Source organism: Clostridioides difficile ATCC 9689 = DSM 1296, assembly GCF_001077535.1.
GTDB classification, from domain to species: Bacteria; Bacillota; Clostridia; order Peptostreptococcales; family Peptostreptococcaceae; genus Clostridioides; species Clostridioides difficile.
The window spans coordinates 1625563-1647532 of record NZ_CP011968.1 but is presented as its reverse complement, the minus strand read 5'-3'; the positions used below and the strand labels follow the sequence as shown (position 1 = coordinate 1647532).

At 26.2% G+C, this 21970-nt stretch carries 21 protein-coding genes and 1 CRISPR repeat array; of the genes, 8 read left to right on the top strand and 13 right to left on the bottom strand.

What is annotated here, in order from left to right:
* Window positions 1–9: 9 nt before the first annotated feature.
* Window positions 10–828, bottom strand: coding sequence for a MerR family transcriptional regulator (locus tag CDIF1296T_RS08020; RefSeq protein WP_009893097.1), 819 nt, complete (start codon window positions 826–828; stop codon window positions 10–12).
* 218 nt (window positions 829–1046) lie between these two features.
* Between CDIF1296T_RS08020 and CDIF1296T_RS08015 the strand changes: the two genes are divergently transcribed.
* On the top strand, window positions 1047–1319 hold the full coding sequence (locus tag CDIF1296T_RS08015; protein ID WP_009896473.1) for a hypothetical protein: 273 nt from the start codon (window positions 1047–1049) through the stop codon (window positions 1317–1319).
* Between the two features lie 167 nt (window positions 1320–1486).
* Window positions 1487–1978: direct repeats of the CRISPR family, unit length 29 nt; unit sequence ATTTACATTCCATATAGTTAATATAAAAC.
* Window positions 1979–2636: 658 nt separating this feature from the next.
* On the opposite strand, the gene pdcA is transcribed toward CDIF1296T_RS08015, so the two are convergent.
* A complete protein-coding gene (pdcA, locus tag CDIF1296T_RS08010) occupies window positions 2637–4730 on the bottom strand; it encodes a c-di-GMP phosphodiesterase PdcA (protein ID WP_009896470.1) in 2094 nt (697 codons plus the stop codon).
* A gap of 637 nt (window positions 4731–5367) precedes the next feature.
* Here pdcA and CDIF1296T_RS08005 point away from each other — a divergent pair.
* From CDIF1296T_RS08005 to CDIF1296T_RS07975, 6 genes are all read left to right on the top strand, one after another.
* Entirely contained in the window at window positions 5368–6306 is a 939-nt protein-coding gene (locus tag CDIF1296T_RS08005) for a Rossmann-like and DUF2520 domain-containing protein (RefSeq protein ID WP_225722743.1), read from the top strand.
* Complete coding sequence (gene panB, locus CDIF1296T_RS08000; RefSeq protein WP_003439367.1) at window positions 6281–7108, top strand: 3-methyl-2-oxobutanoate hydroxymethyltransferase; 828 nt, start codon at window positions 6281–6283, stop codon at window positions 7106–7108. The genes CDIF1296T_RS08005 and panB overlap by 26 nt, the downstream gene beginning before the upstream one ends.
* Window positions 7109–7126: 18 nt before the next feature.
* On the top strand, window positions 7127–7975 hold the full coding sequence (gene panC / locus CDIF1296T_RS07995; protein ID WP_009896462.1) for a pantoate--beta-alanine ligase: 849 nt from the start codon (window positions 7127–7129) through the stop codon (window positions 7973–7975).
* Window positions 7976–8421: 446 nt separating this feature from the next.
* Window positions 8422–8568 carry a hypothetical protein gene (locus CDIF1296T_RS07990; RefSeq protein WP_009896460.1) on the top strand — a complete coding sequence of 49 codons (147 nt, stop codon included), beginning with the start codon at window positions 8422–8424 and terminating at the stop codon, window positions 8566–8568.
* Between the two features lie 831 nt (window positions 8569–9399).
* A complete protein-coding gene (gene cotB, locus CDIF1296T_RS07980) occupies window positions 9400–10314 on the top strand; it encodes a spore coat protein CotB (protein WP_003439363.1) in 915 nt (304 codons plus the stop codon).
* Between the two features lie 389 nt (window positions 10315–10703).
* Window positions 10704–11351 (top strand): lactate utilization protein, encoded by a 648-nt coding sequence (locus tag CDIF1296T_RS07975; RefSeq protein WP_003427410.1) that lies wholly within the window; start codon window positions 10704–10706, stop codon window positions 11349–11351.
* A 166-nt stretch (window positions 11352–11517) separates the two neighbouring features.
* Here CDIF1296T_RS07975 and CDIF1296T_RS07970 read toward each other — a convergent pair whose 3' ends face one another.
* From CDIF1296T_RS07970 to CDIF1296T_RS07955, 4 genes are read right to left on the bottom strand one after another with little or no spacing between them, the layout of a single operon-like run.
* Window positions 11518–12087 (bottom strand): lipoprotein, encoded by a 570-nt coding sequence (locus CDIF1296T_RS07970; protein WP_009896453.1) that lies wholly within the window; start codon window positions 12085–12087, stop codon window positions 11518–11520.
* Window positions 12088–12091: 4 nt separating this feature from the next.
* Window positions 12092–12991, bottom strand: coding sequence for a 4Fe-4S binding protein (locus tag CDIF1296T_RS07965; protein WP_003439360.1), 900 nt, complete (start codon window positions 12989–12991; stop codon window positions 12092–12094).
* A 10-nt stretch (window positions 12992–13001) separates the two neighbouring features.
* Window positions 13002–13151, bottom strand: coding sequence for a CD1871A family CXXC motif-containing protein (locus CDIF1296T_RS07960; protein ID WP_009889347.1), 150 nt, complete (start codon window positions 13149–13151; stop codon window positions 13002–13004).
* Window positions 13144–13728 carry a TlpA family protein disulfide reductase gene (locus tag CDIF1296T_RS07955; RefSeq protein ID WP_009896450.1) on the bottom strand — a complete coding sequence of 195 codons (585 nt, stop codon included), beginning with the start codon at window positions 13726–13728 and terminating at the stop codon, window positions 13144–13146. The genes CDIF1296T_RS07960 and CDIF1296T_RS07955 overlap by 8 nt, the downstream gene beginning before the upstream one ends.
* A gap of 388 nt (window positions 13729–14116) precedes the next feature.
* Between CDIF1296T_RS07955 and cdeA the strand changes: the two genes are divergently transcribed.
* Window positions 14117–15442, top strand: a complete 1326-nt coding sequence (gene cdeA, locus CDIF1296T_RS07950; protein ID WP_003439351.1) for a multidrug efflux MATE transporter CdeA — start codon at window positions 14117–14119, stop codon at window positions 15440–15442.
* A gap of 94 nt (window positions 15443–15536) precedes the next feature.
* Here cdeA and CDIF1296T_RS07945 read toward each other — a convergent pair whose 3' ends face one another.
* From CDIF1296T_RS07945 to CDIF1296T_RS07910, 7 genes are all read right to left on the bottom strand, one after another.
* On the bottom strand, window positions 15537–16331 hold the full coding sequence (locus tag CDIF1296T_RS07945) for an ABC transporter permease (protein WP_009893090.1): 795 nt from the start codon (window positions 16329–16331) through the stop codon (window positions 15537–15539).
* Window positions 16332–17207 (bottom strand): ATP-binding cassette domain-containing protein, encoded by an 876-nt coding sequence (locus CDIF1296T_RS07940; RefSeq protein WP_009896447.1) that lies wholly within the window; start codon window positions 17205–17207, stop codon window positions 16332–16334.
* A gap of 3 nt (window positions 17208–17210) precedes the next feature.
* Window positions 17211–17579 carry a GntR family transcriptional regulator gene (locus CDIF1296T_RS07935; RefSeq protein ID WP_003427427.1) on the bottom strand — a complete coding sequence of 123 codons (369 nt, stop codon included), beginning with the start codon at window positions 17577–17579 and terminating at the stop codon, window positions 17211–17213.
* Window positions 17580–17761: 182 nt separating this feature from the next.
* A complete protein-coding gene (gene deoC / locus CDIF1296T_RS07930) occupies window positions 17762–18421 on the bottom strand; it encodes a deoxyribose-phosphate aldolase (RefSeq protein WP_009896446.1) in 660 nt (219 codons plus the stop codon).
* A gap of 35 nt (window positions 18422–18456) precedes the next feature.
* A complete protein-coding gene (gene murJ / locus CDIF1296T_RS07925) occupies window positions 18457–19644 on the bottom strand; it encodes a murein biosynthesis integral membrane protein MurJ (protein ID WP_009896445.1) in 1188 nt (395 codons plus the stop codon).
* A gap of 76 nt (window positions 19645–19720) precedes the next feature.
* Window positions 19721–20839: an IS200/IS605 family element RNA-guided endonuclease TnpB gene (tnpB, locus tag CDIF1296T_RS07920; protein WP_076632741.1), complete on the bottom strand. Its 1119-nt coding sequence runs from the start codon at window positions 20837–20839 to the stop codon at window positions 19721–19723.
* 648 nt (window positions 20840–21487) lie between these two features.
* Window positions 21488–21895 carry a lipid II flippase MurJ gene (locus tag CDIF1296T_RS07910; protein ID WP_003434095.1) on the bottom strand — a complete coding sequence of 136 codons (408 nt, stop codon included), beginning with the start codon at window positions 21893–21895 and terminating at the stop codon, window positions 21488–21490.
* Window positions 21896–21970: the final 75 nt, after the last annotated feature.

Here is a 21970-nt window from a genome sequence, read left to right as displayed (position 1 = left end):
TTTTAATTCTTATCTGGATACTTGGATTGAAATTTCAGTCATATAATTATCTTCATTACTTTCACAAAAAAAGTCAAGTATACTCTCCTCATACGAATTTCCAATAATTTTATATTCATTTTCATATATATATTTTTTCAATTTTTCGTAAGATTTATATGAATCCTCATATTTTCCAATATGTTTTATGCAAGCATACATTCCTTCTGGCTTTACATATAGCTTTTTATCCTTTATTTTTTTATCTATCTTCAAATAAAAACTTGATATACTTAAATAGTCCCCATTTTTTATATTTTCATTACTTACTATTACTCCCAACTCATATCCTTGATACAAATTTTTCGATTTACAATAATTGGTGAAATCTATTAATTCCATCATAAAATCACTATTACTCATATTACTCAAATCGCTTGATAGAACTAAATATTCTTCAAACTTTTTGGATATATAAATTTCTTCACTATTCATTTTAGAAATTCCTTCAACTGTTATATTTATTCTATTTTGCATCTTAGAACTTATCTTTCTTAGTTTTTTTATTTTTTCTCTTATCTTTTTTTCTTCTTCTTTAAGCATTTTCACACAAAGCTGGGGAGTTCTATTTTGTATATACTCTTTTATTTCCTCTAAACTCATTCCTATTTCTCTCAATGATTGTAATATATCAAGTGTATCATATTGATAAACTGAGTAATATCTATAATTATTTTTATCTTTATATTCAGGAGAAAAAATACCTATTTTGTCATAGAAAATTAATGTCTGCTTAGATATACCACACAATTTAGCAAATTCACCTGTTGTAAAATACTGTTTTTCCAAGGGTTATACACTCCTTTTCTTTTTGTTGTCTATATAGTTACTATATTCTTTATTATTTACTAAATCAAGTAGTTATTATTTTAGAAAATCAATATGGTTTTGATTTTAAAGCTTAAATGTCAGTTAGATGTCAGTTATAAATATTTTATCCATTCCCATCATAAAAAAGATATCCCCTCTTAACTTTTGGATGGAATATTATATTTATACTTGTTAGAGTGAAAATTGTAATAGGTGCTACAATAAGATATTTAATTAAACATAAAGTTAATTATTGTAATAAAAAATCTTTAGATAAATTAGAGTTAAAGTATGGAAATATAGATAGAGAAAAAGCTGTTAAACTAGAAATATTTTATCAGTATTTAATAGAACTTGAATATATAGAAATGAGTTTATTAATAAGAAGATTAGATACTGCAATAACATCATTAGCATTAGTATCTATTATAACAATAGCATCATATTATTTAATCAGAAAAAATGTGTAATTATGTAAGCTATTTATAATAAAACACTGATAAAATTAATAATAAAAAGGTAATAGGATTTCTATACTACCTTTTTGTTTTTATAATATAGTGTAATTTTATTATATTTTTGTATGCTAATGTAACTAGATAATCATAAGATAACACATTAAAAGAAAATTATGAAAACTTACATTCTGTATAGTTAATATAAAACATAAGTAATATAAATTTATGTAAAGCAACAAAAGATAGATTTACATTCCATATAGTTAATATAAAACGAAGTTTACATTTTTATTTTAGAATATAAGTCGTTGTAATTTACATTCCATATAGTTAATATAAAACCTTAGAGAAAGCGAAAACGTACCATTAAAATCAAATATTTACATTCCATATAGTTAATATAAAACTTGTAGTTAATATTATAATTCCAACTCCTATAAGTATAATTTACATTCCATATAGTTAATATAAAACTATTGCTTAAACTTTTAAGACAAGGTGGAGCTTAAAAATTTACATTCCATATAGTTAATATAAAACTATCCAACCAATTCTATATTTATCATTCCAAGAACGATTTACATTCCATATAGTTAATATAAAACTTTCCTCTAAAGTCCAAACACCCTCTAGCTTTCCCGTATTTACATTCCATATAGTTAATATAAAACACCAAAATAAACTTAGTATTTTCAACACTTACACGTATACAACTCTCCTAAATTTGCAGTGAACGAGCAATAGTGCAATTGATAACGCTTATCATGCACTCTCAACGCCTTATATTTCAACTGTTACGCCAAATTTTTTCACAAATATCGCTCACTGCAAAATTCCTATAATTTTATTATATCATAAATATATTACTTTTGAATATTGATACCAATTTATACCATAATAAAAGCAAAAAAACGTAATCTATCTACATTAGATTTAAATTCTATAACTTAAAGTTTTTTACATAATATTTATGCTTGTTTAATCAATCTAATATATCATTCTTGTATATTGCTTTTAATAGTCTTTTTTCTTAAATAAATATCTATCTGAACAAGCATAGTTTAATTAAAAACTTTTGTATTCCCTTAAAACTGTATCTACCTCTTATTATTTTATTTATGATATATTATTTTTAATCTAAAAATAGATATCTATTTTTATTATGGTTATCCCTTTTTAAAATACTTTAATCATATACTATTCCCAATTTAACATCCATTGAAATGCTATTTTCTTATATTGCAATTTATAATTGATATATCTTCAATATAATAATTTAATGTATTTTTGATTTTAAAGCTTTTCAGTGATATTATTGATAAATTAGAATTAATTATCTAGCTTTAAAAGGTCAAAGATTTCTGTTGCTGTCTGCGGTTTTCCAAATAAATATCCTTGTATGTAATCTGGCTTTATTTGTTTAACTAAATCATACTCTTCTTGTGTTTCTACACCTTCTAAACATACTTTTATTCCTACATCATGACAAATTGCAACAATAAAATGTATAAATGTAGCATCAAACTTACTCTTTAATATATCTTTAACAAATACTCTATCAATTTTCACTATATCTATTGGAGAAAATTTTAAAACTTCTAGAGACGAGTATCCAGTACCAAAATCATCCATAGCAATATAAATTCCTAAATCTTGTAAAGCCTTAAATTTAAACTGTAAAATACTCATATTTTGTACTGTATGACTTTCTGTCAATTCTAAAACAAGATTTTGATAAGGAAAATTTTCATCATCTATAATTTTTACTATATCTTCAATAAATGTGTCTTCTAATATTTGAACAGCTGAAACGTTTACACTCACTTTAAAAAAAGGATAGTAATCAATCCATTTCCTAAAAGTACGTAATGCCATTCGAAGCACCCAAGCCCCTACAATATTTATCATATCATTTTCTTCTAATATTGGAATAAATTCCAAAGGAGAAATTGCTTTGCATTTGTCATTAGTCCACCTTAAAAGAACTTCTACACCTATTATTTTATGACTTTCTGTATCTACTTGTGGCTGGAATCGAAGACTAAACCCCCTAAAATCATCATTAATTGATGCCTTTAAATCCCGCATCATTTCTAATGAATACATTTTATTTTTTAATATTTCTTGGGAGAAAAAAACAAGCCTGTTTTTACCATGCTCTTTCGCATATTGTAAAGAGTAACTAGCACACTTATAAAGTTCTTTTACTGTATCTCCATGTTTTGGATATATTACACAACCAGCAGAAATTGTTATATTTAATCCATATTTTCTCCATAGTTGAAGGTGTATAATCATATTCTGTATTTGATTATATAGAGTTAGAATTTCATTTTCTTCAACATTATCAACAAGAATGCCCATTTCGTCCCCATCAAGTTTATAAAGTTCAGCATTATCTGGTAAAATAGATTGTACAGACTGTGCTAGTGTTTTTATTATATTATCTCCAAAATCCCTATCATACATCTCATTAACATTTTTAAAATCGTCAATATCTAATAATACTATGCATAATTTTTCAATCATAGGATTTGAAATTTTATCTTCAAATACACTCATAAATTCATGATAATTCAGTAACTGTGTCAATGAATCAATCTTATTTTGTTTACCTAATTGCGTCATTATTCCTGCAAAAATACTTGGCTCTCCAAATTCATCACGCATTAGTTGACCTCTACATCTTAACCATATATATTCTCCACTACGATTTTTAGCCCTAAATTCCACTGTATGATAATCCATCTGGTTTTTACCTATTTCAGTGTTTGACTTATAAAAACGATTCCAGTCTTCTGGATGTACAATTTTTTTCCAGTAAACAAGCGGATTTTTAACAATTTCTCCTGGTAAGTCAAATAATTCAACTTGTGATGGTGAATATCGAAATACGCCTGTTTTCATATTGCAAATGTATATATATTCATCTGTACCTCTAATCAAAGCATCGTAAAGCAATGTAGAATTATAATCAAAATTGTCTCTTGAAAAATTAAAAACTCCTTTTTCTTCTTTATTATTTGATATTTCATGAAATTCATTAATCTTAATTGGTTTATTTAAGCTTGTTGAGTTTGCAATATCTATTGATTGATGCATATGAACAACTGTGCCATCTTGCCATGTAATTAAACTATCATAATTTTCAAAAACACGATTTAACTTATTACATTTTTCATACCACTTTATTAATACTCCTTTTTTATCATTCTTTAATAATTCTAAAACTTTACAAAAACTACAAGTAGAATTTTTTTCAGGATATAATACTTGCCAACAAACTTTTCCTTCTGGATCTAAAATATTATATTCTTCTTTCATTTTTTTGTTCATAAAAATAATTTCATTAGTATGAATATTTGTAACATATATATTAATCTGTAGTTGATTTAATATAACTTCAAAATTATGTTTGTTCATATACTTATCTCCTCCATAGTTACTGCTCTTTATAACAACATTGTTAAAATTATTCTTTTTAGAAGATTTACTTATAACTTATACATATACACTAAATACCTTAATTTAATTAGAAAGTTTATTACTTCATATTTTAAATTATAATTGATAAAAAAAAATACAGCAATATAGTATTACCAATTTAAAAAAAATTAATATTACATAATACATCTCTCTCTTATATTAAATTTTAACTTGGTACTAATCTTGACAAATTGTCCACAAAAATAAATTATATATTTTATTATTGTTTTAAATTTTTATAAAAAATCAGTATTATTGATACTATTGAAGTTAAAAAGCATTAATTTCTAAAAACATCATAATTTTTCTAATAGACTTAATCACTTTTAATATATATAGTAAAACAAAAAACTTATATTTTATAAATATCATAATTTTTTTACTGATATTTTATTATATAAATTTTATAGAATTAATTGTCAATTTTTTATGAAAATGGTAAGATATTTATGGATGGTATCTTGTTATAAGAACTATACTTTAAATGTTTTTAATTATTTTGTCTTATGTAACTCATATCCTCAGGAATGAGATTAGAAATTAAGATGTTGTATCACAAAGTGGAGGTGATACTATTAAAATAGGCTTTATTGGTTCTGGAAAAGTTGGAACATCTTTGGCAAATTATTTTTTATCAAAAGGTTATTGTGTTTCAGGCTTTTATGGAAGGAATCAATTATCTTTATTAGAATCAACAAATTTAACAAAAACAAAGATTTACAGCAATTTGAAAGATATAATTTATGAAAACGATATATTATTTATTACAACATCAGATGATTCTATTGAAATTATAGACAAAAAACTTTCCAAATTTAATTTAAAACATAAATACATTTGCCACACAAGTGGCTCTTTAAAATCTAGTATATTGTTCTGTTCAAAAAAAGCAGGTGCATTAATTTATTCTATCCATCCTATATTTGCATTTTCCAATAAAAATACCAACATAAAAAAAATGAAAGACATTTGTTTTTCCATAGAAAGTGATAATGAACAAGATGATTTAGTTATTCAAAATTTCATAGATGATTTGGGAAACCAATTTTTTATAAGAGATAAGGATACTTCAGCCACTTATCATTTAGCTAATGTTTTAGTTTCAAATTTAGTATTATCTTTACTAGATATAGGAGTAAGTTACTTTATTAAATTAGGTTTATCTGAAGAGGAATCTTTAAAAGCTATCAGTCCTTTAGTAAAAAAAAATATAGAAAATATACTTGATAATGGCTTTACTAAAGCTCTTACTGGTCCTGTTTCTCGTGGAGATATAACACCAATAAGAAAACATCTATCTGTATTGGATAAAAAAGATGAGGATATTTACAAAATACTATCCTTAAACATACTAAAAATAATTGCCTTAGGAAATGACAATTCATTAAAAGGTATAAAAAATATTACTATAGAAAATGCAATCGAAAATTTAATAAGTAAATCTGAAAAATACAAAGAAATTTACAAACTTTTAGGAGGAAAAAACGATGAAAAATACCATACAGACTTTTAAGAATGCTAAATATGAAGGAAAAAAACTATCTATGCTTACTGCTTATGACTACTCAATTGCAAAAATAATGGATGAGTGTGATATAAATGGTATTTTAATAGGAGATTCATTAGGAATGGTTATAAAAGGTGAAGAAAACACTCTATCTGTTACCATAGACGAAATTATATATCATACAAAAGCTGTAAAAAATGGTGTTAAAAATGCCTTAATCGTAAGTGATATGCCTTTTCTATCTTACCATGTTTCTATAGAAGATGCAGTTAAAAACGCCGGTAGACTTATAAAAGAAGGAGGAGCTCATGCTGTAAAGTTAGAAGGTGGCTCAAACGTTATAAAGCAAATAGAAAGCATTGTAAATGCTCAAATACCTGTAATGGGGCATTTAGGATTAACTCCTCAATCAGTAAATTCATTTGGTGGGTTTAAGGTTCAAGGAAATACCAGTGAAACAGCAAGACAACTTATTGAAGATGCTAAATTAATAGAAAAAGCAGGTGCATTCTCTATTGTCCTTGAAGGAGTGCCTACGAAAATAGCTGAGATGGTAACTAATTCTATTTCAATTCCTACAATAGGTATAGGGGCAGGAATTAACTGTGATGGACAAATTTTAGTTTATCAAGATATGTTGGGAATGTTTGGAGATTTTGTTCCTAAGTTTGTAAAGCAGTATGCAAATATAGGAGATATAATGAAAGATTCAATTAAAAATTACATCCTAGAAGTTAATACAGGTGCATTTCCACAAGAAAAACACAGCTTTTCAATAAATGAATCTGAGTTAGAAAAATTATACTAATATTAAGGATGGTACAAAATGCTTGTAAAAGAAATTAAATTACTAAGAAATATAATCAAAGATTGGAGAAAACATGGCTATTCTATAGGGCTTGTTACAACAATGGGATTTTTACATGAAGGACACCAAAGTCTTATAAAAAAAGCTATAAAAGAAAATGATAAAGTAGTAGTGAGTGTATTTGTAAATCCAACTCAATTTGGACCAAATGAAGATTTTAATAGCTATCCAAGAGATATAGATAAAGATTTTAAATATTGTATGGATAGTGGAGCAACAGTAGTCTTTAACCCATCACCAGAAGAAATGTATTTAAAAGGTAATTGTACTACCATTAATGTTTCTGGACTTACAGATTTTCTTTGTGGAGCTAAAAGACCTGTTCATTTTGGAGGTGTCTGCCTAGTTGTTTCAAAGTTTCTAAATATAGTAACACCTGATAAAGCTTATTTTGGAGAGAAGGATGCCCAACAATTAGCTGTAATTAAAAGAATGGTCAAGGATTTAAACATAGATACAGAAATAATAGGCTGTCCTATAATTCGTGAAAATGATGGATTAGCAAAAAGTTCGAGAAATACATATCTCTCTGAGGAAGAACGAAAATCTGCTCTAATATTAAATAAGAGCTTAAGTTTAGCAAAAGAAGAATTAGTAAAAGGCAATCTAAATCCAGAGAATATAAAAGAATTAATAACAGCTAAAATAAATTCTGAACACTTAGCAAAAATAGACTATGTTGAAATTGTAGATAGTGAGACATTACAACCTGTTAAGCAAATAGAACATTCTATACTTGTGGCAATTGCTGTGTTTATAGGAAAAACCAGACTAATTGATAATTTTACATTTGAGTTAAATATATAATCTATAATTTTATATAATATATCTAAAAAATAATAGAATACCTAAAAAGTAATAAATTACCTAAAAAATAATAAATTGCTTAGAAAATAATAGATTACAATAACTAAAATTTTAAAATTAAATTCCTTAAAAGTATGATTAATTATAATTATATAAGTATATTCTTATTACACTTATATTAATTTATATTAAATATCTACTAACTCAAATATTCATAATTAAACTTTAAACTGGATAAATTTTCTTTTAAGAATGAAAGTTTATCCAGTTTTGCGATTATAATAACCAGTTTTACATATCCACTTGTAAAATATATCTAAGCAATATATCATACTATATAGATTTATGAGTGAAATAATATCTGCTATTTACTGAATATTTTTATTTTTCGTTTTTTAGGGGGATTAGTTGTCTTTAAAGATAAGATTGATGAATGTGTTCATATAATGACTGCATATATTGCTAGTTTAAAAGAATACTATTCATTCATAGAAACTCAAATTGGTGATTTTATTAAAAAATATGGAGAAGATGTTGTAGAGTTATGTCTCCATAGAGTGATGATTCTACTATGCGAATGTGGTTTGGCATAAAATTAAATGTATTAAAATGGGTAAGAAGAATCCTATATAATATTCTTCTTACCCATTTTAATATATCAATTTCATAGCTTATCGTTTAAAATATTTTACATCCATTACTAGACAACTTTACATTCTCTTTTTAATTCTAGTATATTTAAATCATTTTAGTTGCTCCTTATTTATTCTTATTACTTGTTTTATTTTATAAATAAAATAATTCTTCTTAATAATGTTTTTTATTGATATTCCTATCACACATCCAATTATTTATCATTGTCTTGAAATTGTTTGCATACTTAATTTAATCCAATTGAAACACCCCAGCATAGAATCCCCTGTAAAATAGAAGTTGGATTAAATCCTAACATCTATACAGAAAATACTACTCCAAGCACAAGCAATATAATGGAATATATTTATCACTTAATTTTTTATACTTTTTAAATCCCATACCTAAAACATTAAGTGCAGCTATTAGAATTAATAATTGTTGTGGTATAAAATTATGCTTGCTTCATATTTATTCATTTTTTGCTATAAAAGTTCTTGTTTTACAAAAAACATTTGTTTTGTATCAAAATAATACTTATAAATTACATAATTCTCATAAAAATTTCTAGTATTACTTGTACTCTTAATAAATAATAGCCAACAAGTACCTTAAATCATTATATCTATATCTAATAAGAAACACAGTAAGATAATTTTTTCGCCCATAACTTAATAAAAACTGTTGATATTAGTAGCAATTGAATTTAGTTAATTTATTTATAATATACATAAATTTAAATATTACGAATAAAGTATTATAAATAGGATACTTTCTAAAGGGAGGAAATTATGATAGATAATCAAAAATATGTTATTTTATCACTAGAATTACATTTATTTTTTTCAAGAATTATGAAAGAGCATGCTCTTTTTTTAGAAGCAGGATTCACAAATAAAAATTATAATCTTGCTATGGAAGCTGACCACTATAAAAAGCAATTTGAAGATTTATTATCATACACTGTTAGTGCTAGTAATGGTATAATTAGACCTGATATATTATATTCAGAAGAGCTTGTAACTACTCTCACATCAGTTGCAGAACAAAAAACAGAAGAGTTTACAGGGATAGAAATAAACAAAAACATCACTACAAGAGAATTAAATCTACAAAGTGGTGTAAACCCACAAGTTGGTCAAGACTTAGTGAACTATGTAGCTCAACTTAACTCTGATGCAATAAGATTACTTGATGGGCTTATTAATTTTAAAGAAAGAGTCTTAGATGGTGTACTATCATGTACTATATTTACATCAAACTACCCTCTACTTCTTGAACATATAATACATGAAGCAAATTTATATCGTTCTTATGTAGTTGACCTTGAAAATAAAATAGATATTGAGTCAAAAAACGCTAAAGAAATAGAATTATTCTGGGACCATATTATGATGGAACATGCTCTGTTTATGAGAGGATTACTAGACCCCTCAGAAGGTGAACTAATAAATACTTCAAATGATTTTGCTATAAAATTTAATGAATTAATTGAAAAAACAAACGAAATGACTGATTCTAATATCAAGAACATTACAGAAGAAACTCTAAATGAAACTGTTGAGTTTAAAGATTTTAAAGAAGCAGGAGCATCAGGAATAGAACAGTGTAAGATAAAATCTATAATATTACCACTTTTAGCAGACCATGTTTTAAGAGAGGCAAATCATTATATTAGAATATTGGAGAGTTATAAAAACATGTAATTAAAAATTACTTTTAAAATAATCTTTGCATATTTAGATAAAATAAAGGTACAGTTAACTGTACCTTTATTTTTTATAAACTTATAAAATTTAAACAAGTTATTCATAAAATAAAATAATAATCATCTATAACCCACAACTTTATTTTATATTAAATAAAAAGTATTAGTGATTATGTTTTATAGGTATTTCTTTATTCAGTTATTTATTAAAAACTAATAGTAAATCTTATACTAATCGCATATTTATGTTATAACTATATTGTAACTATTTTCGTAATCTTAGGAAAAGGTTACTTATAAAATTAACCTTATACAATAATATATCGTATAATCTTAATTAGCATAATAGTTACAATATTAAAATTTAAATATGGGAGTGATTTTAGTATGATAAGACAAACACCATTAGAGAAACGATATGACAAGCTAGGTCCTCATATTGTAACAGCACTCAAAAAACGTTATTTTGATGCTTATTACTGTAAAACTAGAAATGAAGCTTTGCAACAAATTTTAGATTTAATTCCTCAAAATCATGTAGTATCATGGGGAGGATCTGAAACACTTAAAGAAATGGGCGTACAAACTGCTGTTAGAGAGAAAGGATTTAAAGTTATTGATAGAGATTTAGCAAAAACTCCAGAAGAAAGAACTGAAATTATGCGTCAAGCACTTCTATGCGATACTTTTTTGATGAGTAGCAATGCAATTAGTGAAGATGGACAACTCTTTAATATTGATGGAAATGGCAATCGTGTAGCTGCAATGATATTTGGTCCAAAAAATGTTATAGTTGTAGCTGGTATGAATAAAATTGTAAAAAACATTGATGATGCAATACAAAGAACTAGAACAATTGCATCTCCAGCAGTTGTTCAGCGTTTTCAAGATGTCAATACACCATGCTATATTAATGGAAGTTGTATAGATTGCACAAGTCCTGAAAGCATTTGTGCATACATGGTTACTACAAGAATCAGTCGTCCAGCAAAAAAAATAAAGGTAATATTGGTAGGAGAAAATCTTGGTCTATAAAATATACATACATGTAAATAGCTCTATAAATAATAAAATCATATGAAATAACTTATTTCTAAAAGTGGTAGAATAAAAGCTTCTACAAGACTTTCATTCTACCACTTTTATATTCTTTTAATTTGTGTTTCTATATTATTAATTGCTCCGATTTTCATATATATTACTAACTATTTTTATTTTCATAATTTTTTTGTTCTTCATCAAGCTGTTTATAATAATCTTTATTATAGTCAGCTAGATAATCTATACCACCTCCTGTAATCACATTTAATAATTTCATTGCAGATTCTTGATTAACTTTACAAACATAATTATCACCAGATTTAACAAGCTCTAATGTAATATTAAATTCTTTTTTCTTTGCAGAATCAATATCTTTCATAGTTGGATTTGGCATCATTTCTCCTAGTTTAGGAGGATTCTTTTTTAAAATAGAAACCATATCAGTATTGTTAATTTTTAAATCTACAGTCACTTTATCCTTATTATTCTTTATATCTGAAATTTCCCAAGTCATATTTTTAGAATACATTTTAAATCCTTCTTTATCTTCGTATATAAGATTACCTAACCCTGATTTTGGGAAATACTTATCAACAGTATCTGCATCTTGTGTTTTTATTGAATTAAACATACTATCCACTTCATTTTTTATCTTATTATCATTAGTACAACCAGCTAACACCAGTACTGATATTGCAAACATTATAATACATATAATAAATTTCTTCATTAAATTATATCCCCCTATACTTTTTTGCACAAATATTATTCTCTTTTTTATCTTTTGAAAAAGTTGTAGTAATTGCATTTTGTGGACAAACTTTTATACATTCACCACACCTAATACAGTCTGGACTATTTACATCTTTATATATTGGTATATCAAGCTTACATTTTGTTTGACATGCTGTACAATTTGTACATTTATCTTTATCAATTTTAAATCTATATATTGAAATAGGATTAAAAAAACCATAGATTGCTCCTAAAGGGCATATATACTTGCAAAATGGCCTATAAGTAATGATTGACATCAATAATATCAATAGCAAAATACTTAACTTCCAGCTAAATAAAAATCCTATTGATTCTCTTAAATTCTCATTTCCTAAAATAAGTGGTATTCCTCCCAAAAGTGTTCCTGAAGGGCAAATCCATTTACAAAACCAAGGATTTCCACCCCCTGCTACATTTACAATAGCAACTGGCAAAATAATTACAAACATTATTAAGACTATATACTTTAGATATTTTAGATATTTATCACCATAAACTTTTTTTATCTTTACTGGAAAGGGTACTTTATGTAGTAAATCTTGTACAAGTCCAAAGGGACAAAGCCAACCACAAACAAATCTGCCAAAAAAAGCACCAAATGCCATTAAAAAACCAACAACATAAAATGAGAATTTATACTCTCTGCTTGATAAAACTGCTTGTAATGAACCTATTGGACATGCTCCAAGTGCACCTGGACATGAATAACAATTCAATCCAGGTACACATAATTTTTTACTTTCTCCTCCATATATAGTTCCTTCTAAAAATCCATTTACATATCCATTTGTTAATGCTGTAAATGCAACTTGAGTAATAAGTCTTATATTATTATTTACTTTAGATAATAACTTCATTCCTCTTCTCCTAACCAATACCAATACACTCAAGACAAATCATAATTGCTTTAGTTAATACTGTATTTGTTTCTCCACGATATGTACCTAATGCAATAAATATAATACTAATTGCAATAATAGAAATGCCTTTTTTATTATCTTTAATAAAATTACTCATTGGCTTTTACCATTTTTAGTCTTTCATCTATAATTTTTTTCCAATCTTCCTTACTATTTGCACCTACAACCTTCTCACCCACAAAGTTTCCTTTCTTGTCTACAAAATAAGTTGTTGGAAACTCCATAACTCTTTTAAAATCAGTTTTTTTAAGTTCTTCAGATACAGTCAATTGTTGGTAAGTTGCATCTGACTTTTTCATAATGTCTTTAACTAAATTTTTCTCTTCATTTGAAAGACCAGTTCTCATATCAGTTTTATCAACTTCTACAACTAATCCCTTTATAGCTACATTGGAATTATTACTCTCATATTCTTTTGATAATGCTTCAAGCTCTGGCATTTCACCCACACATGGTCCACACCAAGTAGTCCAGACATTAATAAGAGTAAGTTCTTTATTTGAAAATATCTCTTTTGTTACCTTATTTCCATCAACATCCTCCGTATCTAAATTACTAAACCATTCACTATTATTCTTGTTTTTTTCTACTGGCTTAGATTCTTTTTTGCTACATCCAGAAATCATACCTAAAACAAAAATACATCCTAAAACTACTATGAAAAACCTTTTCATATCTCACACTCCTAGAATTTATATAGTATATAAAATCGCTGCTTGAAATAAAAATAACTTATCTTCTATATTAAAGTAATTATATTTAATAAATAAGAGCTAATTTAAAAAAAGATATACAGTTAAAATCTATTTCTTTTCAGACAAAATCTTATATATATATAATAGCTTGTAAATCTTAAGATTATATACATATATTTCTAAAGATTTTCTTAAGAAACAGTTAGATTTTACTAATATAAGTTTATTAATTAGCATTATACTAATTTATCTTAATATGATTTTTTGTTGATTTTAAGCTGTTTATCGTATAAATAAAATTTTTCTTGACTATATAGTTACTATATAGCTTATTATATATAGAGAGTAATAAAAGGAGGTAAAATTTATGGAAAATTTATTTACAAGAAAATTCACTACTTTTGAATTTCTAAAATTTGTTTCTCCTGCAATTATATCCATGATATTTATATCTTTGTACACAATAATAGATGGCATCTTTGTATCGACATTAGTTGGTTCTGATGCTCTTGCTAGTATAAATATTGTACTACCTATAATTAACCTTGTTTGTGGATTTGGAATAATGATGGCAACTGGTGGAGGTGCTATCGTTTCTATACGTATGGGTGAAAATAGACAGGATGAAGCCAACTCTACATTTTCTTTTATAGTTTTGTTTTCATTGATTGTTGGGATTTTATTCACAGTAATCTCATATTTCTTTATCAAAGAAATATCTATTTTGCTTGGTGCAACAGATAAGTTATTACCATATTGTATAACTTATGGTAAAGTTATGATTTTATGTACACCATTTTATATTTTAAAATTTATATTTGAGTACTTTGCAAGAACTGATGGAAATTCTAAATTTAGTTTATTTCTATCAGTCATTGGTGGTGTAACAAATATAATATTGGATTATGTATTTATTAAATATTTTGGAATGGGTCTTTTAGGAGCTGCAGTTGCAACTGCTATAGGTATTATTTTAACTTGTGTTTTAGGTATTATTTACTTCTTATCTAATAAATCTACACTAAAATTAAGAAAACCAAAAACCGATTTTAGACTTATAAGAGATACTATGATAAACGGTTCTTCTGAAATGGTTACAGAATTATCTACAGGAATTACAACATTCTTATTTAATGTAGTAGCTTTAAAATTAGCAGGAGAAAATGGACTTGCTGCTCTTACTATAGTATTGTATGCTCATTTTTTAATGACATCAGTCTATCTAGGATTCGCTGCTGGAGTGTCTCCATTAATAAGCTATAATTTTGGTGCTGAAAACAGTGATAAATTAAAAGAAACATTTAAACATTCTCTAAAATTTATATTTGTTTCTTCTCTTTTAGTGTTTATTATTGCTTTAGTATTTGCACCATTTATTGTTAGGGTCTTTGTAAGTCCAGATAACACAGTATTTAAACTAGCCTTACAAGGATTAAAAATATTTGCATTTGCTTTTTTGTTTGTTGGTATAAATATATTTGCATCAGGATTTTTTACAGCATTTCACAATGGAAAAATTTCAGCTATTATATCTTTTAGTCGTGCCTTTGTTTTTATAATCATAGGAATCATAATTCTTCCTCCTATGTTAAACATGACTGGATTATGGCTTACAGTTCCATTTGCTGAGGTTATAACCATATTTATATCTATTCTATTTATAAAAAAATATAAATGTAGATATAAGTATTAAAAATTAATACTTAAAATCAACATTTATTAAAACTAATAAACCTGCTTTAAAATACAAATTTACAAATTTGATTTTTAAGCAGGTTTTATTTTAGTTATAATAAGTCATTTGCATACTCTTTAATTGGTGCTTTTCTAAGTAATAAAATTATAAATATTATGCAAATAACTATAATTCCTACCTTTGTTCCAAATAAAATAAAAGGATTCTGAAATGAATAAATAATTTTTTCTAAATACAGTAGCATTTTATGCATATTTTTAGTTGCAAAATTAACTATATAAATTACCATTAATATCGGTAATCCTATCAATATAGTAATACTAGTAACTTTTCTAACTCTATATGTAAAAGCTCCAAGTAACACTCCTATAAAACCTATACATATTTCATTTATACATATTTGTACAAAATAATTTAAATAAGTTAGTGGCATACTTGATGTTGAAGGATCTATCAGTGCTGATATAGATGTCCAAATCATATCTCTCTTTAGTAAAACTGATAGTTCTATACTGTAACCTGTTATAATTTCTATAAATAACTTCGATAAAAAAATCAAAACTATACCTAAAATAGAAATCACAAAGCTTAAAATAATTAAATCTATGACAATAGCTTTTATACAACTTTTTCTATCTGCTCTTATACTTAAAGCTCCTGAAAAGTCTTTATTTGCTATATTTACTCCATACACAAATAGCAGTATAGTTATATATGTTAAAATAGGATTCACAATCGTGGATAAATTAGTTTTAGATGCTTCTCCAAAAATCTTGAGAATAAACACTGGCAAAATATTCATAACAATTCCCACAATCATAAATATAATTATATACAATTTAGTATTTTTATTAAAAAATTTTATATATGGCTTTAATTCATTCAATTACAATTCCTCCTTCTTAGTCATGTTAACAAACATATCTTGTAGCCCTATGTATCCTACATCAATATTTGAATTTTTAAGTATTTTTTCATCACTTTCACTAAAATCACCATAGTAAAAATAAGCAACTGCATTTCCAAATGCCTTTTTAGGTTTTATATTTTTTATACATTCTAATTTTTCTAACTCTTCTTTATTTCCAGTAATATAATGAGCTTTTTGTTTTATGACATCAATTTCTTCATCTATAATAATTTTTCCCTCATTTAATATTATTACATGCTCCAGTAAATCATCTATTTCATCAATCAAATGAGTTGATATTATTATTGTCCTTGGATTTTTTATATAACTATCTAAAATTATGTTATAAAACTCTTGTCTATTTACTGCATCCAAACCAATTGTTGGCTCATCAAATATGGTGATAGCTGAATTAGAACAAATACCTATTATATTTGAAAGTATAGTTTTCATACCTCTTGACAGTTGTTTATACTTTTTTTTAGTATTTAAATCAAAATATTTGCATAATTCTTTTTCTAAGCCTTTATCATAACTTTTATAAAAACTAGAAGAAAATTCAAATATCTGACCTACTTTAAAATCTGGACTATAAAATTCTTTTTCCCTGACAATACAAACTTCTTCCAAAACTTTTATATCTTCTTTTGGGTTCTTTCCTAATATTTCTATCTCACCTTCATTTTGAATTAACTGATTTACCATTATATTTAATAATGTTGTTTTTCCAGCTCCATTCTTACCTAATAAACCATATATCTTATTTTTTTCAAAGCTTAGAGACATATTATTAAAAATATTTTGCTTCTTAAAACTGTGAGATAAATTTTCTATCTTAATAGAACTACTCATATATTAATCCTCCTTGAAATTAATTATAATATCAACCAATTCTTCTCTATTTATTTCTAATTTGTTAGCTTCTTGAAGTAGGTTTTTTACAAAATTATGTTTAAAATTTTCTTTTCTAGCTTCTTTTATAATAGTTTTTGCACCATCTGATACAAACATCCCTATCCCCCTCTTCTTATATAAAATATTTTTATCAACCAATATATTTATACCTTTTAATACTGTAGCTGGATTAATTTTATAAAGCTTTGAAAGCTCTGTTGTTGATGGAACCTGTTCTTCTTCTTTTATTCCATTTGATAGTATCTCATCTTCAATTGCTCGTGCTATCTGAATAAATATAGGTTCTTCATTATTTAATACTAATTTCATAGGTTCCTCCTTTCTCCATCAGTTAGTTACTCAACTAATTAACTATATAACTTATAATATCTTGAAAAATATTTTCTGTCAATACTAAATAAAAAACAGAGGGAAAATTCCCTCTGTTTTTTGTTCTTTATATTTATAATTAAATTTTAATTTTTGTAATCCTATCCCATAAGTTAAAAACTTTAATAATCTGTTGTATCTTCATTTTTTAATATTTTACATATTGAGCTAGTTCCTAACCTTTCTGCTCCTGCCTCTATAAATTTTTCTGCATCAGAAATTGATTTAACTCCCCCTGCAGCTTTTATTTTTACATTTTTTCCAACATGCTCTTTCATAAGCTTTATATCTTCTAAAGTAGCTCCACCTGTTCCCATTCCAGTAGATGTTTTTATAAAATCTGAACCTGACATTGTTACTATTTCACACATTTTTATTTTTTCATCTTCATCTAAATAACATGTCTCTATAATGACTTTTAATACTTTATCTTCTATAGCTTTTTTTATTTCTTTTATTTCTTTTCCTATATTATCATAATCTTTATTTTTTATATCTGAAATGTTTACAACCATATCAACTTCATCTGCTCCATTTTCAATAGCATCTTTTGCTTCAAATACTTTTGTAGCAGTAGTTTGATATCCCAAAGGGAACCCTATCACTGTACATATCTTTATTTTACCTTTTAGATATTCTGATGCTCTTTTCACATATGATGGTGGTATGCAAACTGATGCTACACTCATATCTACAGCTTCATCACATAAAATTTTAATATCTTCCCATGTAGTTGTAGCTTTTAAAATAGTATGGTCTACTGTTTTTAATATATGTTTCATAAAATCCTCCTAAATTTATAATTAATATAATTAGATTACTTTTTTAAATGCAATTTTCTCTTTGCAATATTCAGTATCATATCAACCTCTTCAACTTTAAAAATAGTCATTAGTAGTGTATAAATTCCACCTCCAACTATAACTGAAATAGCTAGTGATACAAACTCATTAAATGTTCCTACTCCCAAAATTCCAAATATAAATTTATACGTAAAGTATGATAAAACACCCATAATTAAAGATGCAACTACCGATTTCAAAGTTGCTTTTATTATTTTATCTTGTCCAAAATATCCAACTTTTCTCTTTAGGTTCAAGAAGAGTAACAATATACATGCAATTGATGATGAACTAGTTGCAAGAGCAAGACCACCATGAGCCATTGGTTTTATTAAAACTAAGTCCAATACTATATTTACCCCTACAGATATAATCCCATTTACCATAGGTGTTTTTGTGTCTTGTAATGAATAAAAAACCTTTCCCAAAATATCTCTTAAGCCAAATGCAGTCATACCAACTGCATAAAAAATTAAGGCAGTTGCTGTCATTTGGGTTGCCCTCGCATCAAAAGCACCTCTCTCAAAAATGATTCTAACAACAGGAGTTGCAAAAAAAATAGAAGCAACTGAAATAGGAATCATAGAAATTATTATCATATTTATACTAGATTTAACTGAACTAGTAAACTTCTTTTGATTATTTTCTGCACTTAACTTAGATAACATAGGATACATAACAGATACTATTGAAGCTGTAAATGTCCCTGTAACAAAACCATTTAATCTATCTGCATAAGTAAGTGCTGGAATGCTTCCTTTAACTAATGTTGAGGCTAAAGTTGTATCTACCAATGAGTTCACTTGATTAACAGCAACACCTATAAATACTGGTGAAAGTAATGCTAGTAATTTAATAAGGCTATCATCTTTAAAGTTTAAGTAGTATAAGTATTTGTAGTTCGTTTTTTTAACAAAAAACATGTAAAAGAGCAGTTGAACTACCATAGCAACCACAGCACCAATTGGAAGTATGTATGGTCCAAATATGGTACTTAACATTATTGAAATAATTATTACTATATTATAGGGTATACTTCCAAATCCAACTACAATAAAGTTCTCTTTAATTTGTAAAAATGCTGACATAACACTTGTAATACCTATGAATATTATTCCTGTTCTGAACCTCCCATGACTAAAGTCACAGGGTTCCTGCTTCATAGAATTTTGCATACTAAAATATGTCTTACTAATTCTCCACAGGCTATCCCCGTAGTTCCTACGGTTCTTACATACGTTATTTATTTTGAATTGTTATTAGTCTTAATCCTTCTTTTAATATATTTCTACTTGCATTTATATCTCTATCGTGAGTTTCATTACAACTAGGACAAATCCATTCTCTTATATTTAAGTTCTTAACTTCCTCGTTTTTATACCCACATTTATTGCATATTTGTGAACTTGCAAAGAATTTACCTACCTTTACAATTTGTCTACCATGCCAATTAGCCTTGTATTCTAATTGACGAATAAACTCTGACCATGATACATCAGAAATTAAGCGAGATAGTTTACGTTTCCTAATCATATTCTTTACTTGTAAATCTTCTATGCAAATAATATCGTTCTCTTTTATTAATTTAGTAGATAGTTTTTGTAGAAAATCCTTTCTTTGATTGGCTATATGTTCTTGAAGTCTTGCAACTTTTAATCTTGCTTTATTTCTATTTAAACTACCGATTGTTTTTCTCGATAATTCTCTTTGTAATTTAGCAAGTTTGTTTAATGACTTCTTAAGATACTTAGGATTTTCTATAAATTCTCCACAACTTGAGATACAAAATTCTTTAATTCCCAAATCTAAACCTATATGATTATTAGTATTTTCAAATGCTTCAATATCTACATCAGTACAGCATAATGATACATAATATCTACCACTTGGTTCTTTAGATATAGTAGCATTAAGTATTCTACCTTGAGGTACTTGTTTATCCCTTATCTTAACCATACCAAGTTTAGGTAGTTTTATATGTTGACCACAATACATAATGTTTCCATTTGTAAAGTTAGTTTTATATGAAAATCTATTAATTTTCTTTGATTTAAATTTAGGAAATCCTGCTTTTTCTTTAAAGAATTTTTTATATGCATTATCTAAATCTTTTAAGGCGTTTTGTAGTGAAAATTTGTCAGGTTCTTTAAGCCACTTTAATTCTTTTTTTAAATTGGTCAAATCAGAACTACACTGTTTATAAGTAAAAGTTTCTTTATCGTTTTTATAAACATCTATTCTTTTAGCAAGATACTTATTATATACAAATCTACAACATCCAAAAGTTTTGTTAATTAACTCTTGTTGCTTTTTATTTGGATACAGTCTAAACTTATAAGCTTTTTTCACTGCTATCACCTCACTTTAATTGTTTTTTGATACACTTTTTAATGATTTTATCACATTTTATCACATTTAATATATTATATAATGCTGTGGTAAACAATTTATTAATCACCTATAATAATGTTAACAAATGTAATTATTTAAAACAATTATTTAGAAGGTTTTATATTTAATTTTAAATAACATATTTAAGAACCGTAAGTCTTAACTTTTATCATTTTTGAGGTTGTCGTTCACATAAGTTCGCTACTACCTATGCAGTTCTCTTATGAACTTCTTACACTTTCATGTAAGCACAGACTATATCTTATCCTTCAGCATTATCCGTTAAGGTCTACCCACTTCCACTACCAATAGCTTGTAGTGTACTTCCCTCAAGAGGAATAGTCGTTGAAGTTTCTCCTATTCGGAGTTTACCTGCTGATTGCCCATTTTAAAGTACTTAGGATTTAACCTTATACCATCTAACCAATTTTTTCTACTTTCGTAACTTTCACACTTAGGTTTATTTCATCCTTATGTTTTAGTTTGATTAGCTTTAGGGGTTTCCAGCAATTCAAGTAGTATTGGATAGGTTCTATCCTATCTCTACATATAGGTTTCCCTATATGCTGACTATTTTAGCTACTAACTCATGACTAAAGTCACGAGTGTGCGTAGCTATTTTTTAATCAATATTTTAGTAAATTTTACGGTAAGTAAAAACCTCTCTCCTTCAAATCCTATAGCAAATATACTTACAAGTTGCTTTGAGAAAATAACTCCTAATATAGCTACAACTATGCATATACCAACTATTATATTTAAAACATTGTTTAAAAACTTTAGTGCTTGCTTTTCACCTTGTTTACTACTTATATCTTGATACATTGGAATAAAAGTAGTAACTATAGCAGTACCTATTGCTGCAAATATAATATTTGGTATATTCATAGCTGTTAAATAACTCTCTGTATATAAGCCTGTACCATAAATTGATGATAATACTAATTCTCTACCCATTCCAAGAATCTTAGAGATTATAGTAACTATCATCAAATAAAAAGTTGCTTTAGCTACCTTGCTCATTTTATCACTCCACTTCTAACATACCTCTTTTTAATCAAGTAAAATTTAGCTCATTAGATATAATTCTATCAACTA

Coding starts and splice junctions, on each gene's coding strand:
- CDIF1296T_RS07975 (WP_003427410.1), top strand. CDS start 10,704: ATGATAAGACAAACACCATTAGAGAAACGATATGACAAGCTAGGTCCT.
- CDIF1296T_RS07960 (WP_009889347.1), bottom strand. CDS start 13,151: ATGAGTAATTTTATTAAAGATAATAAAAAAGGCATTTCTATTATTGCA.
- deoC (WP_009896446.1), bottom strand. CDS start 18,421: ATGAAACATATATTAAAAACAGTAGACCATACTATTTTAAAAGCTACA.
- CDIF1296T_RS07910 (WP_003434095.1), bottom strand. CDS start 21,895: ATGAGCAAGGTAGCTAAAGCAACTTTTTATTTGATGATAGTTACTATA.
- CDIF1296T_RS07970 (WP_009896453.1), bottom strand. CDS start 12,087: ATGAAGAAATTTATTATATGTATTATAATGTTTGCAATATCAGTACTG.
- CDIF1296T_RS07935 (WP_003427427.1), bottom strand. CDS start 17,579: ATGAAATTAGTATTAAATAATGAAGAACCTATATTTATTCAGATAGCA.
- CDIF1296T_RS07965 (WP_003439360.1), bottom strand. CDS start 12,991: ATGAAGTTATTATCTAAAGTAAATAATAATATAAGACTTATTACTCAA.
- CDIF1296T_RS07940 (WP_009896447.1), bottom strand. CDS start 17,207: ATGAGTAGTTCTATTAAGATAGAAAATTTATCTCACAGTTTTAAGAAG.
- cotB (WP_003439363.1), top strand. CDS start 9,400: ATGATAGATAATCAAAAATATGTTATTTTATCACTAGAATTACATTTA.
- CDIF1296T_RS07990 (WP_009896460.1), top strand. CDS start 8,422: ATGACTGCATATATTGCTAGTTTAAAAGAATACTATTCATTCATAGAA.
- cdeA (WP_003439351.1), top strand. CDS start 14,117: ATGGAAAATTTATTTACAAGAAAATTCACTACTTTTGAATTTCTAAAA.
- CDIF1296T_RS07955 (WP_009896450.1), bottom strand. CDS start 13,728: ATGAAAAGGTTTTTCATAGTAGTTTTAGGATGTATTTTTGTTTTAGGT.
- panB (WP_003439367.1), top strand. CDS start 6,281: ATGAAAAATACCATACAGACTTTTAAGAATGCTAAATATGAAGGAAAA.
- pdcA (WP_009896470.1), bottom strand. CDS start 4,730: ATGAACAAACATAATTTTGAAGTTATATTAAATCAACTACAGATTAAT.
- murJ (WP_009896445.1), bottom strand. CDS start 19,644: ATGAAGCAGGAACCCTGTGACTTTAGTCATGGGAGGTTCAGAACAGGA.
- panC (WP_009896462.1), top strand. CDS start 7,127: ATGCTTGTAAAAGAAATTAAATTACTAAGAAATATAATCAAAGATTGG.